This window comes from Gilliamella sp. ESL0443, assembly GCF_019469165.1.
Taxonomy (GTDB): domain Bacteria; phylum Pseudomonadota; class Gammaproteobacteria; order Enterobacterales; family Orbaceae; genus Gilliamella; species Gilliamella apicola_E.
The window spans coordinates 603,025-620,319 of the sequence record NZ_CP048263.1; the positions used below are offsets into that span (position 1 = coordinate 603,025).

12 protein-coding genes are annotated in these 17,295 nt (G+C 36.9%); 4 read left to right on the forward strand and 8 right to left on the reverse strand.

What is annotated here, in order from left to right:
• Window positions 1-82: 82 nt before the first annotated feature.
• Both deoD and GYM76_RS02785 read right to left on the reverse strand, forming a co-directional pair.
• Window positions 83-799 carry a purine-nucleoside phosphorylase gene (deoD, locus tag GYM76_RS02780; RefSeq protein WP_220225805.1) on the reverse strand — a complete coding sequence of 239 codons (717 nt, stop codon included), beginning with the start codon at window positions 797-799 and terminating at the stop codon, window positions 83-85.
• A 43-nt stretch (window positions 800-842) separates the two neighbouring features.
• Entirely contained in the window at window positions 843-2,072 is a 1,230-nt protein-coding gene (locus GYM76_RS02785; RefSeq protein WP_065563162.1) for a phosphopentomutase, read from the reverse strand.
• A gap of 482 nt (window positions 2,073-2,554) precedes the next feature.
• Between GYM76_RS02785 and murB the strand changes: the two genes are divergently transcribed.
• Genes murB through birA form a run of 3 tightly spaced genes read left to right on the forward strand, consistent with a single transcriptional unit; the run spans window position 2,555 to window position 5,688 of the window.
• Window positions 2,555-3,565 carry a UDP-N-acetylmuramate dehydrogenase gene (gene murB / locus GYM76_RS02790; protein WP_220225806.1) on the forward strand — a complete coding sequence of 337 codons (1,011 nt, stop codon included), beginning with the start codon at window positions 2,555-2,557 and terminating at the stop codon, window positions 3,563-3,565.
• A 49-nt stretch (window positions 3,566-3,614) separates the two neighbouring features.
• Window positions 3,615-4,727 (forward strand): MFS transporter, encoded by a 1,113-nt coding sequence (locus GYM76_RS02795; RefSeq protein ID WP_220225807.1) that lies wholly within the window; start codon window positions 3,615-3,617, stop codon window positions 4,725-4,727.
• Between the two features lie 7 nt (window positions 4,728-4,734).
• Window positions 4,735-5,688: a bifunctional biotin--[acetyl-CoA-carboxylase] ligase/biotin operon repressor BirA gene (gene birA, locus GYM76_RS02800; RefSeq protein ID WP_220225808.1), complete on the forward strand. Its 954-nt coding sequence runs from the start codon at window positions 4,735-4,737 to the stop codon at window positions 5,686-5,688.
• 75 nt (window positions 5,689-5,763) lie between these two features.
• Here birA and GYM76_RS02805 read toward each other — a convergent pair whose 3' ends face one another.
• From GYM76_RS02805 to GYM76_RS02830, 6 genes are all read right to left on the reverse strand, one after another.
• On the reverse strand, window positions 5,764-6,879 hold the full coding sequence (locus GYM76_RS02805; protein WP_220225809.1) for an ABC transporter permease: 1,116 nt from the start codon (window positions 6,877-6,879) through the stop codon (window positions 5,764-5,766).
• A 19-nt stretch (window positions 6,880-6,898) separates the two neighbouring features.
• A complete protein-coding gene (locus tag GYM76_RS02810; protein WP_220225810.1) occupies window positions 6,899-8,017 on the reverse strand; it encodes an ABC transporter permease in 1,119 nt (372 codons plus the stop codon).
• Window positions 8,014-9,744 carry an ATP-binding cassette domain-containing protein gene (locus GYM76_RS02815; protein ID WP_220225811.1) on the reverse strand — a complete coding sequence of 577 codons (1,731 nt, stop codon included), beginning with the start codon at window positions 9,742-9,744 and terminating at the stop codon, window positions 8,014-8,016. Before GYM76_RS02815 ends, GYM76_RS02810 begins: the two co-directional genes overlap by 4 nt.
• An 11-nt stretch (window positions 9,745-9,755) precedes the next feature.
• A complete protein-coding gene (hlyD, locus tag GYM76_RS02820; protein ID WP_220225812.1) occupies window positions 9,756-10,745 on the reverse strand; it encodes a secretion protein HlyD in 990 nt (329 codons plus the stop codon).
• Between the two features lie 17 nt (window positions 10,746-10,762).
• The gene (locus GYM76_RS02825) at window positions 10,763-11,257 is read right to left on the reverse strand and encodes a MarR family transcriptional regulator (protein WP_220225813.1); all 495 of its coding nucleotides are present in this window, start codon (window positions 11,255-11,257) and stop codon (window positions 10,763-10,765) included.
• A 446-nt stretch (window positions 11,258-11,703) separates the two neighbouring features.
• Window positions 11,704-14,010 carry a zinc/cadmium/mercury/lead-transporting ATPase gene (locus GYM76_RS02830; protein ID WP_220225814.1) on the reverse strand — a complete coding sequence of 769 codons (2,307 nt, stop codon included), beginning with the start codon at window positions 14,008-14,010 and terminating at the stop codon, window positions 11,704-11,706.
• A gap of 975 nt (window positions 14,011-14,985) precedes the next feature.
• On the opposite strand from GYM76_RS02830, the gene GYM76_RS02835 reads away from it, so the two are divergent.
• The gene (locus tag GYM76_RS02835; protein ID WP_220225815.1) at window positions 14,986-16,356 is read left to right on the forward strand and encodes a hypothetical protein; all 1,371 of its coding nucleotides are present in this window, start codon (window positions 14,986-14,988) and stop codon (window positions 16,354-16,356) included.
• Window positions 16,357-17,295: the final 939 nt, after the last annotated feature.

Here is a 17,295-nt window from a genome sequence, read left to right on the forward strand (position 1 = left end):
TACTGATAAAGTTGATTAATGACAGTCAATGTAAAACTTTTATTTCTTAAACAAAAAAAATGGCAGAAATTCTGCCATTAATTTAATCTGAATTGAGTAATACCGACTCTAACGCAACAGTAATCATCTCTTTGAAGCCTAGCTGGCGTTCTTCGGAAGACATCGCTTCGCCTTTTCGAATATGATCTGATACCGTACAAATCGCCAACGCTTTTGCGCCATATTCAGCCGCCACACCATAAATACCAGCAGCTTCCATTTCGACACCTAAAATATTGTATTTTTCCATGATATCGAAAAGATCAGGCTCAACGCTATAAAACAGATCAGCTGAGAAAATATTACCAACCTTCACATTAACATTTAAATCTTTAGCTGCATTAACTGCATTACAAACAAGACCAAAGTCAGCGATGGCAGCAAAATCATGATCTTTAAAACGCAAACGATTCACTTTAGAATCCGTACAAGCGCCCATACCAATAACAACATCACCAAGATTAACATTTGGACTAATTGCACCACACGAACCGATACGAATAATGTTTTTAACACCATAAAACTTAATCAATTCGGTTGTATAAATAGAACAAGATGGGATACCCATTCCATGCCCCATAACAGAAACTTGTTTACCTTTATACTGACCAGTAAAACCGAGCATTCCTCTGACATTCGTTACTTCTTTAGCATTATCTAAAAAAGTTTCGGCAATAAACTTAGCTCGTAATGGATCGCCGGGCATTAATACCGTTTGAGCAAAAGCACCATCGGCGGCGTTGATATGAGGGGTAGGCATTTAACTCTCCTGATTTATTACTAAAAAACGTCCTAAACAATTGCTATTTACGAATAAATGACTTGCCATAATCCATTGGTGACAAATCAAAATAATCAGCAACACTTTGTCCAATATCAGCAAATGTTTCACGATGACCTAATGATCCAGCTGGAACACTATCACCATAAACTAAAACTGGAATATGCTCACGAGTATGATCCGTACCAGGCCATGTTGGATCACAACCATGATCGGCACTAATAATTAAAAGATCGCCTGGTTCAATAAGGGCTAACATCTCAGGTAAACGGCGGTCAAAATATTCTAAAGCCGCAGCGTAGCCTGCAACATCACGTCGATGACCATAAGATGAGTCAAAATCAACGAAATTGGTAAACACAATCGTGTTATCTTTCGCTTGTTTGATTTCTTCTAGCGTAGCATTGAATAAAGCCTCAATACCTGTAGCTTTAACTTTCTTAGTGATACCCACTTCGGCATAAATATCGGCAATTTTACCAATTGATACAACAGTACCTTGTTTTTCTTCAACTAGCTTTTTAATCATTGTCGGAGCTGGTGGTTCAACGGCTAAATCATGACGATTACCAGTACGCACAAATTCACCTGGCTTATTACCTAAAAATGGACGAGCAATAACGCGACCGATATTATAATCGCCTTTATTAAGCTCATCACGAGCTATCTCACAAACCTCATAAAGTTTATCAAGACCGAAAGTCTCTTCATGGCAGGCAATTTGAAAAACAGAATCAGCAGAGGTATAAAAAATAGGTTTACCAGAAGCCATATGCTCAAGCCCAAGCTCATCAAGAATCACTGTACCTGATGAATGACAATCACCAAGATAACCCGGCAAGTTAGCACGTTTAACAATATTATCTAATAATTCTTTAGGAAAACTATTGGTAGTATTGGTAAAATAGCCCCAATCAAACAGAACAGGAACACCCGCGATTTCCCAGTGACCTGAAGGCGTATCTTTACCCGACGAAATCTCACTGGCAAAGCCATAAGCACCTATAACTTCACCTTCGGTAGCCATTCCTTTAGGGTATGAACCAGTTGATTCATAAGCGGCTTCTATCAAACCTAACTTTCCTAAATTAGGTAATTTTAATGGGCCTTGACGACCATGATCTGCATTACCTGAAGCACAAGCTTCGGCAATATGGCCTAAGGTATCAGAACCTTCATCACCATATTTTTTTGCATCTTCAGCACCGCCGATCCCAAAGGAATCGAGGATCATAATAAAAACTCTTTTCATAATTTCCTCTAAATCACAACTACCACTAAATATTGTAACAATCTTAAAACATAAAGTTATATAAAACCGTGATCGATAACTTATTTTTTAAATTTCATTAATAATAACGTCTACCACAAGGTTGAGTAAAATAGATTTTAACTAAATTTATAAAAAAGATCGTTTGGGTAGCTATAATACATGATAAAAAAAAACAAAAAAGGGAAAGTGTCCAATTTGTAGACTATTTGTCTAATCTTTTGACACTTATATCAACCTAAAAATAGTTAAGATCATTAAAAAAAATTTTAATGCATAAAAGATCGTTTTGCGTTGTGATAATATAGCAAATAAATAAACAATCGACACAATAGAATAAATTGCTTTATCAAAATAGATAAAGGCATTGATTAAATACTTTTAAATAATAAAAGGTATAAAAAATGCCGAATAAAACTAATTTAATTGAATTTAAAAGTATTTCTAATAAAAGGTAGTTATTAATGAACCAAAAAATTCCTAACACATTTGCTTTAGATGTATATGCCAACCAAGTAGAAACAGTAGAAACTGTGGAACAGCTAATGCAAGTTTGGAAAACTAATACCGATAGTCAACCAATTATGATTATTGGACAAGGTAGTAATACACTATTTACTGAAAATTTTGCTGGTACAATCATTGTTAATCGAATTAAAGGATTAACGATAACCGAAACCCCAACACACTGGCATTTAAAAGTGGGTGCGGGTGAATATTGGCATGATCTAGTTGCTAACACCATTAATCAAAACATTCCCGGCCTTGAAAACTTAGCTCTAATACCAGGATGTGTGGGATCTGCACCAATTCAAAATATTGGCGCTTATGGCATTGAATTTCAAAAAGTAGCCGATTATGTCGAATTACTTGAATTTGCAACGGGTAAAATTATTCGCGTAACTGACGGCCAATATGGCTATCGTGAAAGCATCTTCAAACAAAAATATGCTAATGGTTATGCGGTTGTATATGTTGGCATCACATTACCAAAACAATGGAGCCCGGTGTTAACTTATGGTGAATTAAGGAATTTTGATCCAGAAAGTGTCACCCCAAAAATGATCTTCGACAAAGTGTGCGAAATCCGTCGTAGCAAACTGCCTGATCCTAATGTATTAGGAAATGGTGGAAGCTTTTTTAAAAACCCAGTAGTAGACAAAAAATTTGCTGATAAACTACTTGAAAAATATCCAACAATGCCAATATATCCACAATCAAATGATCAAATAAAATTAGCTGCCGGCTGGTTAATTGATCAGTGTGGTCTAAAAGGCTATCAAATTGGTGGTGCAGCAGTGCATCAACAACAAGCTCTTGTATTAGTCAATAAAGATAATGCGACAGCGCAAGATGTCGTTGCGTTAGCGCGTTATATCATAAATGCAGTATTACAAAAGTTCTCGGTGCACCTCTCGCCTGAAATTCGATTTATGGGCGCAACTGGTGAGATTGACGTGGATAAATTTCTATAACGTAAATAACGTTTATTAGACAATAAAACAGCTTATATACAACAAAATTATGAAACATTCGTATTCATTTCCTATTTTATTAACAAGTTTATTATTTGTAACCATCGCCTTATCGGCACTTAATACCCAAGTGCCACTTTGGCTAGTGCGTGAACATTTTTCACTAGGACAAATAGGTTTAGTCGGCTCAAGCTACTTTACAGGTAACTTAGTGGGAACGATTATGGCAAATTGGTTTATTAGCCGATTTAACGCCAGATTCACTTACACCTATAGTTGTATTATCTTTGCGATTGCAACTATTGGATTAAGCTTTTCAATGGATTTCTATAGTTGGGCGATATGGCGATTTTTTATTGGAATAGCCTGTGCAGTTACTTGGGTGGTCATTGAAAGCTGTATCTTAGTTACGGGTACTGTTCGTACTCGCGGAAAAATGCTGGCAGTTTATCTAACCACCTACTACTTAGGTACTGTTTCAGGGCAAGCATTGCTCCAATACTTTCCGCAAAACGTACTCTATTTTGGCCTAGTAATAGCAGTGCTAATGGGGTTAGCCATCTTATTTATATTACTAACCCATTACAAATTACCTAAAAAGAAAAAAAGCAGTTTCAACATCATCCCCATGATATTGTATAAACCTTCTCGAGTTGGTTTAATTGGTTGTGCGATTGCTGGTATGTTAATTGGATCGCTATACTCTCTAATGCCAGCATACTACTCGCATCTAGGTTATACAGATAACCAAGTCGCAAATTGGATGGTTTTACTAATACTTTCTGGGGTAATCGCGCAAATGCCTGCCAACTGGTGCGCAGATAGGTTTGGTCGTCGTATTGTTTTGTTGGTTGAATCAATCTTAATGATGATAGCTTGTTGTTTACTGATATTTAACCTCTATGGCGTATTAGCCATCATTTTACTTGGTGCGACCATTTACACTATCTACCCAATCTCAATGGCGTGGGCTTGCTCATGTGTTCGCAAACAAGAAATTGTATCAATGAATCAAGCTATGTTATTAACCAATACACTTGGTAGCCTTGTTGCGCCAGCGGTAATTGCCTTTATAATGGACACATTTAACAATACCTATTTATTTATTAGTTTTGCTATAATTTCGCTTTACTTTATTGTTTTATTATCACTCAAAAAGTGAGGGTTTAATGCGCAGTAACCAAAATCCATTGAAATTAATCAATATATTAGCTGATGGGCAGTTTCACTCTGGTGAAGAACTTGCCAACCAATTTGGAATAACGCGAGCTGGCATCAACAAATATATCAAAGTGCTACGGGAATGGGGGATTACCTTATCATCCGTGCAAGGTAAAGGTTACTGCTTAGCATCACCAATAGATCTACTTGATAGAGTCAAAATCGACAATGACTATGGTGCTGATAGTCATGTGGAAGTACTGCCTATCATTGAATCAACCAACCAATATTTATTAGATAATATTGAGAAATTACAAACTGGCGACAGCTGTGTTGCCGAGTTTCAATCAAAAGCGCGAGGCAGGCGAGGGCGACAATGGTTTGCACCATTTGGCAGTAATCTCTATTTCTCAATGTATTGGCGACTTGAACAGGGCATCGCAGCAGCCATGGGGCTAAGCTTAGTCGTTGGTGTTGTGATAGCCGATACGTTAAGAGAAATCTCAGGGCAAGATATTAAAGTAAAATGGCCAAATGACCTCTATCTTAATGACCAAAAACTTGCAGGCATATTAGTTGAACTTGCAGGCAAAACGGGAGACTGTGCACATGTTGTTATTGGTGTTGGAGTCAACCTAATGATGAATAATCCCGATACAACTATCGTCAACCAAAAGTGGGCTAATTTAGGTAAAGTTGATCGCAATTTATTAGTAGCAAAAGTCGCGAAAAATCTAAAAGTAAAACTTCGAGACTTCGAACAACATGGACTAACACCGTTTCTTAACGATTGGCAACGGCTCGACAATTTTGTAGGGCGTCCTGTTAAATTATTAATTGGTGACGAAGTGATCCGTGGCGTAGCCAAAGGCATCAATGAACAGGGTGCGTTACTCTTAGAACAAAATGGCAAAACGAACGCATATATTGGTGGTGAAATCTCATTACGCAGTGATGAGTAACTGGCTCTGCCTGTTTCTACAGGGAGACCTGCACTAAATTGATTTAAACACCTTACGACTCAATACCGATTAATTCTACACATACTTTTTAAAAAGATAATATGCAATTCCCCCTAATGAGAGGGTGATTGCATATAGCTTCCATAAACTTTGCCAGATGATTGTAAAACTGGCATCTTTTAAATAAATCTGTTTAGTCAATTCGATAAAGTGACGAACCGGGTTTATTTCAGTTAAATACTGTAAACATTGTGGCATGTTCTCAATTGGTGCAATAAAACCTGAGAGTAAAATCGCAGGCACCATAAAGGTAATAATGCCAATAAAAGCTTGTTGTTGCGTTGAGCAAAGCGCTGAAATAAATAATCCAAATCCAACCAAAGATAATCCGTAAGTTATCATACATAAATAGTAGTAGGACAGTGAGCCTTGAAAAGGGATGTGATAGATCAAAACACTGGCGGTTAACACCATAGTACCTTGTAATGTGGCAACGATAATTGCAGGGATCGCTTTACCTATAAAAATTTGCCAAGTCATTAAGGGGGAAATACGTAATTGGTCAAGTGTGCCTTGTTCTCGCTCACGTGCCACCGATAGTGAGGTGACAATCATCACACCTATCGTCGTAATTAAGGCAACCAGCGACGGTAAGATGAAATTTTTATAGTCTAAATTACTGTTATAACGGTGACGGACTATTAATCCGGTATTATCTTGCGCATTATTTTGTTGTTGATATTGCATAATAATTTGCTGAATATAGTTGGCAGCGATTTGCGCACTATTTGATTTACGTCCGTCTAAAATAATTTGGATTTGTGGCGATTGCCCACTAAGTAATTTACGCGAAAAATCAACAGGTAATTGCACAACTACTAAGGCTTTTTGATGATTAATGATGTCGGTTACTGCTTGCTTCGAATCTAATATAATCACTTTAGAAAAACTACTGGCATTAGCTAGCCGATCAATTAACTCGGTGGTGGGTTGATCTACCGTTGGTCGATAAATTGCAATCGTTGCATTATTAACATTCAACGTCGCTGCAAATGGAAAAATAAAAATTTGCAAAAGGACCGGTATAATTAGAATAGTGCGAGTTTGCTTGTCTTGCCAAAGTAGGGCTAGCTCCTTTTTAATTAATGTTACAGTTCGGTAGAAAGTCATATTGTTGATAAATCTTAGCATGGTCTTTATTCCTGTAACCTCAATCTAATTGCATCTGAGTTTTTTTGAAGATCACCACAAATAACAGCAACAGACACATCAGTAAAAATCCAACATTAATCAACATTACTGAAAAAATATCGCCATCTAAAAATAGTGTTTGTAAGATGTTGACGTAGTAACGTGCAGGAATGATATAAGTAATAATTTGGATGATAGCTGGCATACTATTAATCTCAAATACAAAACCTGAAAGCATGACCGCGGGTAAAAATGCAACATTTAATGCTATCATCGCTGCGTTAAATTGATTTCGAGTAACGGTAGATATTAACAATCCCAGTTGCAAAATAACCCATAAATATAGGCTGCTTAGTATTAATAATAGCCAAAATGATCCTCTGAAAGGCACATGCATAATACCAACTGTTACCAGAAAACAGATAATTAAAGCAAGTAAACCAATGAAATAATAAGGGATCAGTTTAGATAATAAAAACTCCAACTTGGTCATCGGTGTTGATAGCAATGCTTCCATCGTGCCACGTTCCCATTCACGAGCAACGACTAACGAAGTCAAGATTGATCCAATAATAGTCATAATTATGGTTATTGCACCGGGTAAAATAAAATTCTTGCTAATCGCAGCTGAGTTAAACCAGACATGGGAATTGATATCAATCATTGGTTTACGGTTAATTAATTGCTGTTGACTTTGTTGCTGTAACCAAATTTGCCAAATGCCGGTTAGATAACCTTGTACAAAATTAGCGGTATTCGGTTCACTGCCGTCGGTAATTAATTGAATTGTTGCTTGTCGATTTTGTGCTTGTTGAGCAAAATTAACCGGAATAATCAGTATGCCTCGAATTTGCCCGGCATTTAATTTCGCCGACAATTGCGAACGATTATCCGAAAATATGGGTTCAATATAAGGGGAGCCATTTAATACCTGAACGAAATCATGGGCAGGTTGGCTAGTTTGCTCAACCAGCACGCCAATACGCATTTTATTGGCGTCCAAACTAATGCCATAACCAAATAAAAACAGTAATATCAATGGAATGATGATTGCCATAATCCAGCTGCTGGGGTCACGGATAATCTGTTTCATCTCTTTTTTACAAAGTGTTACTGTTCGGCAGAGTGAAAAACTCATTTTGGCGCCCTCAAGTTAGCATCGTTCACCAATTTAATGAAAGCTTGCTCCATAGTGGCATTGCTTGCGACCGATTGCTTAAGTTGGTTAGGCGAGCCTAAAGCAATTAACTTACCGCCATTAATTAATGCAATACGATCACAATATTCCGCTTCATCCATAAAGTGTGTGGTGACCATAACCGTAACACCTTTTTCGACTAAACTGTTAATATGGATCCAAAATTCACGGCGAGTGATAGGGTCGACGCCTGATGTTGGCTCATCGAGAAACACAATATCGGGCTTATGCATTAAAGCGCAAGCTAATGCTAATCGCTGTTTAAATCCTAAGGGAAGTGATTGCGGGGTTTGGTCTAAAATTGGCTCAAAGCTAAATGCCGTTATCATCTCATTAATGCGCTGTGTTTGTTCGCTGCCCATTAAGCCATAGATGCCCGAAAAGAAGTTTAAATTTTGCCGTACGGTTAATTTGTCGTATAAAGAAAACCGTTGAGCCATATAGCCAATGCGCTCTCGCACTTGAGTAGCACTTTTTTTGAGGTCAAATCCCAATACTAATGCCTGCCCACTACTAATCGGTAATAAACCGCACATCATTTTAAATGTAGTGGATTTGCCGGCACCATTGGGACCTAATAAGCCAAAAATTTCACCACGCTTAATAGTAAAATTGACATGATCAGTTGCAATGAAATCACCAAAAGTGCGGGTCAAATCCTTTGCTTCAATGACAATATCATTAGGCAAACCGGCAACATTCGGCATAATTTTAGTTAATATTGATTCTTTATTAGATATGCCGCCCAAACGATCAATAAAAGCATCTTCAAAACGCCCTGCGGTGGGTTGATAGCTAATATTAGCTATTTTAAGGTTTGCTATAACTTGATCAATAGACTCATTAGGTTTGAGTATCAAACGAATACGATCACCTTCAATCACACCGTCACTAATTTGTGGTAGTTTTAATGCCGCTCGCAATAACTGACGATGTGAAATTGGCGAAGAAAGTAGATAAACCCGATCTTTAACACGTTGAGTCAAACATTGTGGTGCACCTTGAAAAAGCAATTCTCCCTGATTCATAAGTAAAATTGTTTCACACTGTTCGGCTTCATCAAGATAAGAGGTGCTCCAGATAATTAACATTCCTTCGTTCGCTAATTGATGAACCATATGCCAAAGTTCCTGTCGTGAAATAGGATCTACTCCAACTCCGGGCTCATCAAGTAATAAAATTTGTGGATCACCGATCAAAGTACATGCTAATCCTAGTTTTTGCTTCATTCCACCCGATAACTTCCCCGCCAGTCGCTGGGTAAATCTTGCCAAATCAGTAAATTTTAGTAATTTGTCAAACATTTGTTGACGCTCATCTTTTTTGATATGGCGCAGATCAGCAAATAGATTAAGATTTTCAATAACGGTCAAATCTTCGTACAGCCCAAATTTTTGTGGCATATAACCCAGCATTGCTCGCAATTGATCACGATCATCAATCGGATTATATTGCGCAACTTTAATTTGACCTGAACTTGGTGTAAGCAACCCTGCTAGCATTCGTAATAACGTTGTTTTACCGGCACCGTCCGGACCAACTAAACCTGTTACACCATGGGCAGAAATTGTGGTTGATAAAGGTTTTAGTGCAGTAGTGACTTGATAATCTTTATGCTCAAACTGTTTTGTCACCTTATCGAGTACTATTTGTTGACGGTTTTGCATAGATTCACTCGTTATTGGGCAAATTTTATTGTTACCGGCATACCTTGGCGCAACATATCATCTGCTTGACCTTCGCCAGTTTGACGTATTTGAATACGTAAGCGGTAAACTAAATCTGTACGTAATACAGGCGTTTCGACGGTTTTAGGTGTAAATTCGGCCGTGGGCGATACAAAACCAATCTGTCCAATATAAGTTTTATCTGGCTGTGAATCGGTATAAACATAGACAGTTCTACCCGGAATGGCTTGATGTAGATTGATCTCGTCAATATAAGCACGTACCCAGACAGGTCTATCTATAGATATAGCATAAATCGGGGATCCTGCGGTTAACATTGTGCCTGATTCTACTGCCCGAGTTAAAATGGTGCCATCGGTTGGTGCATAAAGTTCGGTATCCAATAAATTAAGTTCCGCTTGGTCTAACTCGGCTTGAGCCGCTTGCAAGGTGGCTTGTGCAGCTTCAATTTCTTCTTTTCGGTAACCATTAGTGAGTTGATCAAATTTTTGTTTTGCTGTTTGTAAATTAGCGTTAGCTTGATTACGCAAAGTTAAACTGTTTTCAAGTTGATCTTTAGAAATTGATAATGATTTCATCAATTTGACCATGCGTTGGTAATTATTTTCTGCATAATCATAACTTGCTTGATTCTGTAAAACTTGTGCAGCTGCTTGAGCTACTTCTTCTTTGCGATAACCATTTATCATTAAATCAAGTTGCGCTTGCTTAACCATTAAATTGGCTTTAGCTTGATTAAAGGCATTTTGATAAGGTTTAACATCGAGTTTGGCTAATAGATCGCCTTGTTTAATATGATCACCTTCTTCATAATTCAATTGCATCAGACGCCCTGACACACGAAAGCTACTGTTTACGGTGCGGATATCAACATTACCATATAAAACTAATGAAGAAGGGCTTTTATTAATAAACCAAATTGCACCGCTGATTAGAATTATTATTAACAATAATAGCGGGATAAGTCGTTTTTTTGTCATCGATATTCTCGTTTAGTTTACTGCCCAAGGTGTTTTAAAAGTTTTAATAAGATTGAACGCAATTGTTGACGCTCTTCTTGGCTGATAATTTGCCAGGCTTGCACAACCTTTTTTTCTATAGGGGGGATTTCATTTTTAAAAAAATTGATCCCTTTGTTGCTTAAAATTAAACAGTGTGAGCGGCGATCATGCGGATCAGCTTGTCGTATAACTAATTCATTTTTTACCAATGTTTCTACACATCGTGTCACTTGCACCCGAGAAAAATGGGTTAATTCACTGAGTTGAGACGGTTTGACTCCTTCAGGGTGAAAGGCGTTTATTACTAATAAAACAGCAAATAATTTATCGTCCAGCTGGTATTGTCGGTAGGCTTGATTTAGGTTTTCTAAAAGTACTTCAGTGCTAAACTGCAATAAACGACTTAAAAATATCTCATCATAATTTGAAGACATTCCACGAGATTTAAATTTTTCAATCAGTTGTTCAACCGTTGCAATAGGGATTGCCATAATATTACCTTTTCAATATAATTTCATTTGAAACTATATCAAATGAAATTATATTTCGCAATTATTTAATATTTTTATAAGTTAAATAAGCAATTGAAAAATTCATCTAACGTTTATGCAAACCTTTCATTGTCTTTGTGGCTTTTAAAATATTTGCTAAGTGTTTGAAAAGATATTATAAAATACCGTAACTTTTCCTAGTTTGGTTATTTAAACTATAAGTTCTACGCTTTGTTATATAACTATAGACCACAAATAAAAAACATATGATGAAAGTTGTTCTATCATGTTGGAGATTATCTCTAAATAATTCAAGTTAGATTGGGTTGAATCGCTGGTTTATTTCGTACAGACGAGAATGTATAAAAATAAGGCAATAATGGATTTTTACGTCGCTAAACTTATTTTTATACCAACGTAATAATACAAATTGCCTTTTGTAACCCTTATTTTTTAACCTTAAGCAATCTTAAAGCATTGGCTGTAACAATCGCTGTGGTACCCGAATCGGCTAATACTGCAAGCCAAAGCCCAGTAATACCAAATAAACTAGTAATTAAAAATACCAACTTAATTCCTAAGGCAATTGTAATATTTTGTTTGATATTACGATTAGCGAAGCGAGTTAAACGTATTAATTTAGGTAAGCTTAATAAACTATTTTTGGTTAAAGCGGCATCGGCTGTTTCAAGTGCAACATCCGTACCACTACCCATAGCAATACCGACAGTTGCAGCCTTCATAGCAGGGGAATCATTAATTCCATCACCAATCATCGCAATAGACGTATGTTGGCCTATTTTTTCGATTTCTGCTAACTTATCTGCTGGCAACAACTCAGCACGATAATCTATGCCTAATTGTCCTGCAATTGCTTTTGCTGCACGTTGATTGTCGCCGGTTAACATCAATGTTTGCAAACCAAGTTGCTTAAGCTCAGTTATAGCAGCTAAAGCATCACTTCGTAGCACATCTTGCAAAGCAATAATCCCCAACAACTGCTGGCTAGTTGTAACCACCACAACGGTCTTACCACCATTTTCGAGTTGAGTGATTGTTTCAGCATCTTTAGCACTTATAGCCGTTGATACGGTTTCAATCTTATTAGGAGATACAATAAAATAAATTTGCTGATCTAATTCACCTTGAATCCCAACGCCAGCAATCGCCTTACGATTTTGGGCTTCTTCAAAATAGATCTGTTTTTGCTTAACATAATCAACTAAAGCCTTAGCTAAAGGATGGTGTGATCCACTTTCAATCGAGGCAACAATCGCTAACAACTCCTCGCTAGAACAATGAAGATTAATGACATCAGTTACCTGTGGCTTACCTTCAGTTAAGGTGCCTGTCTTATCAAACGCCACCATCTTAATTGAGCCAATATGCTCAAGTGCTGCACCGCCCTTAATCAACACCCCATGTTTGGCTGCGGTTGACAAAGCCGAGGTAATAACAGCGGGTGTAGATATCACTAATGCACAAGGACAACCAATTAACAACAACGTCAATCCTCGATAAATCCAAGTATACCAATCGGCACCCGTCAACAATGGTGGAATTACCACCACCAAAAACGCAAATAGCGTAATTGCAGGCGTATAATAACGACTAAACTTATCGATAAAACGCTCAATAGGCGCTTTACGATCTTCGGCATCCTCAATCAATTGCAAAATCCGATCAACGGCATTTTGTCCTGATTCCGAAATCACCTTGAGTTGAATGGTATTATCCACCACTAATGACCCAGCTAAAATTTTATCACCACTTAAATAATTAACTGGAATCGACTCACCTGTTAATGCGCTCTCATCAATGCTGGCTTGTTCGCTAACCAAAATAACATCAGCAGGTAAACGTCCACCAGATGAAATTTCAATAATATCATTAGGTTTTAACGTATGGCTGGCAACTGTTTTTCTTTTACCATCAATAATAATCACCGTTTCATCAGGCATCAATTCTACTAGTGACGAAATTCCTTTTTTCGCCTTACTCGTTGCAAAGCCCTCGAGCATCTCACCGATCATAAATAAAAAGATCACCATGGTAGCTTCTTCCGCTGCTCCAATAAACAGCGCACCAAGAGCGGATATACTCATTAACGACTCAATTGCAAATGGAGTGCCACTACGGGTTAAAACAATTGCCTCCTTCAAAATGGGGATAATTCCAACAATAGCAGTCACAATAAAGGCATATTCGCCAGCTGTATGATTCACCAACAAAATAAGATAACTTACTACAATTAAAGTACCTAAAACGGCTAACGGAATAAATGCTTTTTTATCAAAATTATGTGAATGTTCGTGGTGATGGGATTGGTTAGCTGATGCCTCAAAAATCGGGGTATAACCCAATTCTACGACTTTATCTTCAATCATCTTTATTACCGCATCATCATGCTTTGGAACAAAAACGATTAACTTTTCGGTTGAAAAAATAATTTTGGTTTGATTAATATTGGGCAGTGTCTTAACACCGTTTTCGATTTTACTTGCGCAATGTGCGCAATCCATACCTTGAATTTTCCAAGTTAATTTAACACCTTGGCAACTCCGCTCAGGCTCTTCGGGAGGATCTTCAATCTCATGTCCATGATTATGCCCATGATTATGTCCATCACAAGATACTGTTGGATTTTCGTTATGAGAATCATGCGTATGATTATGTGCAATATTATGACAATCTCCATGACAATGGTCGTGATTATCGTGATGGGATTGCGTAGATTTGTTATTATATAACATAACGTTACCTCTATTTGTGGATGATTTTTATTGTACGCTCAAAAAAACAAAAAGAAATATTTTTAACCCACTTTTCTAAAAAAAAGTTGAGGAACGGGGTTTTTGGGGTTCAAAATTGTGCTTTGCAATGTTGTCTCAAGTAAATAATTCCGCTTTAAACTGTGTCGCTTTTTAGTAGCTGTATTTTTCCATCAAAAAAAGTTGAGGAGCGGGGTTTTTGAGGTTCAAAATTGTGCTTTGCAATGTTGCCTCAAGTAAATAATTCCGCTTTAAACTGTGTCACTTTTTAGTAGCTGTATTTTTCCATCAAAAAAAGTTGAGGAGCGGGGTTTTTGGGGTTCAAAATTCTGCTTTGCAATTTTTTCTCAAATAAATAATTCTGCTTTAAACTGTGGCGTTTTTTAGTAGCTGTTTTTTCCATCAAAAAAAGTTGAGGAGTGGGGTTTTTGAGGTTATAAATTACGTTTAAACTTTATTAAATGATCCAAATCGCTAATTTTAAAAACCAGAATAAATTAATAGGATCATTAATTACATTTTTAAAGATTTGTAATTTAAATATATTCAATTAAAACAATATGTAATAATTTAACACTTAGATCCTTTTTAGATAATCTTTACGTAGGTTTACATAATTGAGTGAAAAAAAGTGTTGCATCGTGTTTTTCCAATCACTATACTTTTTACACGGTTTTAGCTAATAGGCTAAAATTTGACATAAAAGCATAAAATTGCAAATTAATCAAAAAATTACTTGACAGGATAGTCTAAAATGCAATATAATTTTCAACAGCCAACAGCCAACAGCCAACCTGCCGAACCTATCTTTTAAATTCGTCTAAGTCCAGCTACCAGCTTAAATTTTTTACTGAAACTTATTTTTCCACTCAATCAAGTGAAATTCTGCGAGTTTTCGCGCGATCCTTTTTTCGATCCTTCCATTTTCCGAAACTATCCCGACAGATTGTTTTTTTCGTGGCGGTTTTTCTTCCTTTTTCGAGTCAGGCATTGACTTCACAGACTACAAAAAATCAGATTCAGGGGAGTGCGCCGTATTTAACCTTAGACGAAGGACGCACACGTTTAATAACCACAAGCGGCTTGCTTGGGATTACTTTATCTAATGGCTCAAAATACACACCTTCAAACAATACTTCATCTTCTTCAAGACCAATTGAGTTGCCTACTGCCGGTGAGAGTTTTGCTGATATAAATATGTTGATCCCTACTGATACTAATTCAGTCACTTTAAGCGCTCTTATTGGTCCTCCTAATAATTATTGGGGGGATGATGATGGTGATTTTGATGTTACTGCTACAGGTAGTTTAAATTTATCTATTGTTGATAAAAATAATCAAGCTGTATCACGTAATTCTGTGTTAACGACTTGTAATTCTCCTTATAAGGTTACGTTATCCAGTACTAACGGCACATTAGCTACTCGTTACGGGTTTCCTAATCGTAGGGATTTCAGTGAAAGTAGTGTGACTTATTACGTTATTCCTAAAGTTACGCCTGTGGTTTGTTTTGCTCGGCCTAGTTTAATGTATGGCAAGATTGGTGATGATTTTATTTACCCATCTTATGATTATGCTGGTCCTGCTTCGATATGGGACCCTGCTAATGGTTTTCTTACTCAAAAAACAGACCCATCCTCTTACGGTCAAAACTTTCCTACTACAGGTCTTCATGGATTGTACTTTGATTTACTCATTACTGGTAGTAGTCAATCTTTGTCTTGGTCTCCGGTATCTCATGGTGGTATTACTGCTACAATGTCTAATTCTACAGCTACAAGCGTACGCGTTACTTTAACTGGTCCTTTCGCTACTTCATCCCATATTAATTCAGACAATCCTGGTCGTATTTCTACACCTTCTTTGCCTCAGACATTCGAGTTGGTCGGTCGTGACGGTCAAGGTAACCCTGCCGTTAAATATGGTTTTAGATTAAAGCAATGGTTCGTCAAAGGAGGTTCTGAGTATTTTCACTTTAAACCATATTCTAATATTTTATCTTGGTGTAATAGTCTAGGTTATCGCCTTCCTAAGGTAAAGGATTTAACCAATTCATCTTGTAAGAATACGCAAAACAACGAGCCTGCTTGTCGCGATTATGTCAGCGCTACACCTTCCGCACCTGGTATTTTTTACCAACGTAGAATTGGTTCTGGCTTTATCACTGAGTGGGGTTGTATGAACAATTATTCAGGTCTTGGCTCCAACTACGATCCGGTGTGGACTAGTGACTTGACCTTTTATAACCGTGGATTTATCGTTGATACGTGCAGAGGTGAAGAGTATCATAACTTCTACTTAGGGCTCGGTCTTTGTACCTATCCTTAGTATTTATTTCTTCGACCTTAATTCTTAGGGCAGGGTGGGAAAAGATAATATTAAGTTATTAAAATTAAGCTGACTCTCAATGTTGCTGAGCTATAAAAAATCGATTTTGTGGCTAAGCGACGCTTCAATTACCCGCTTCGGCGGGTTTATTTTTTTAGGTATTTTATCTTAAAAAAAGTTAAGAAAAGGGGTTTTTGGGGTTCTAAATTCTGCTTTGCAATGTTGCCTCAAGTAAATAATTCCGCTTTAAACTGTGGCGTTTTTCAGTAACCGTTTTTACATCAAAAAAAGTTGAGGAGCGGGGTTTTTGAGGTTCTAAATTTTATTAAAAAAATTATTAGAATATCAAAATTACTAAATTTCTTATTCAAAGCTCTAGAATAAAATTTTCAAGGATCAATAAGCTTAATTTTAAAAAATTGTAATGATGATATATTCAATTAAAACAGCATATAACCGGTTATTTTTTAGATCCTTTTCAGATCCTCTTTACGAAAATTAACGTAATTGAGTGAAAAAAAAGTGTTGCATCGTGTTTTTCCAATCACTATACTTTTTACACGGTTTTAGTTAAGTGACCAGAAATTGAGTATTAAGTATAAAATTCCAAATAAATCAGAAAATTACTTGACAGGATTGTCGAAAATGTTTTATAATTTCCAACAGGCAACAGGCAACAGGCAACTTGGCCAACCTCTAATTTAAATTCGTCTAATTTCAGCTTCCAACGTTCATTTTACACCGAGATTTATTTTTCCACGCAATTATGTGGAATTCTGCGAATTATCGCGCGATCCGCTTTTCGATCCTCTTATTTTTTTAAATTATCTTGGTGGGTTTTTTTAGGTTCGGTTATTTTACATCCTTTTTCTAGCTTCGCATTAACTTCACAGACTACAAAAAATCCGATTCAAGGTAGCGCGCCTTATTTAACCTTTG

Bases quoted from the DNA above. Each gene is read 5' to 3' on its own strand.
- deoD (WP_220225805.1), bottom strand. From the start codon at position 799: ATGCCTACCCCTCATATCAACGCCGCCGATGGTGCTTTTGCTCAAACG.
- GYM76_RS02785 (WP_065563162.1), bottom strand. From the start codon at position 2,072: ATGAAAAGAGTTTTTATTATGATCCTCGATTCCTTTGGGATCGGCGGT.
- murB (WP_220225806.1), top strand. From the start codon at position 2,555: ATGAACCAAAAAATTCCTAACACATTTGCTTTAGATGTATATGCCAAC.
- GYM76_RS02795 (WP_220225807.1), top strand. From the start codon at position 3,615: ATGAAACATTCGTATTCATTTCCTATTTTATTAACAAGTTTATTATTT.
- birA (WP_220225808.1), top strand. From the start codon at position 4,735: ATGCGCAGTAACCAAAATCCATTGAAATTAATCAATATATTAGCTGAT.
- GYM76_RS02805 (WP_220225809.1), bottom strand. From the start codon at position 6,879: ATGCTAAGATTTATCAACAATATGACTTTCTACCGAACTGTAACATTA.
- GYM76_RS02810 (WP_220225810.1), bottom strand. From the start codon at position 8,017: ATGAGTTTTTCACTCTGCCGAACAGTAACACTTTGTAAAAAAGAGATG.
- GYM76_RS02815 (WP_220225811.1), bottom strand. From the start codon at position 9,744: ATGCAAAACCGTCAACAAATAGTACTCGATAAGGTGACAAAACAGTTT.
- hlyD (WP_220225812.1), bottom strand. From the start codon at position 10,745: ATGACAAAAAAACGACTTATCCCGCTATTATTGTTAATAATAATTCTA.
- GYM76_RS02825 (WP_220225813.1), bottom strand. From the start codon at position 11,257: ATGGCAATCCCTATTGCAACGGTTGAACAACTGATTGAAAAATTTAAA.
- GYM76_RS02830 (WP_220225814.1), bottom strand. From the start codon at position 14,010: ATGTTATATAATAACAAATCTACGCAATCCCATCACGATAATCACGAC.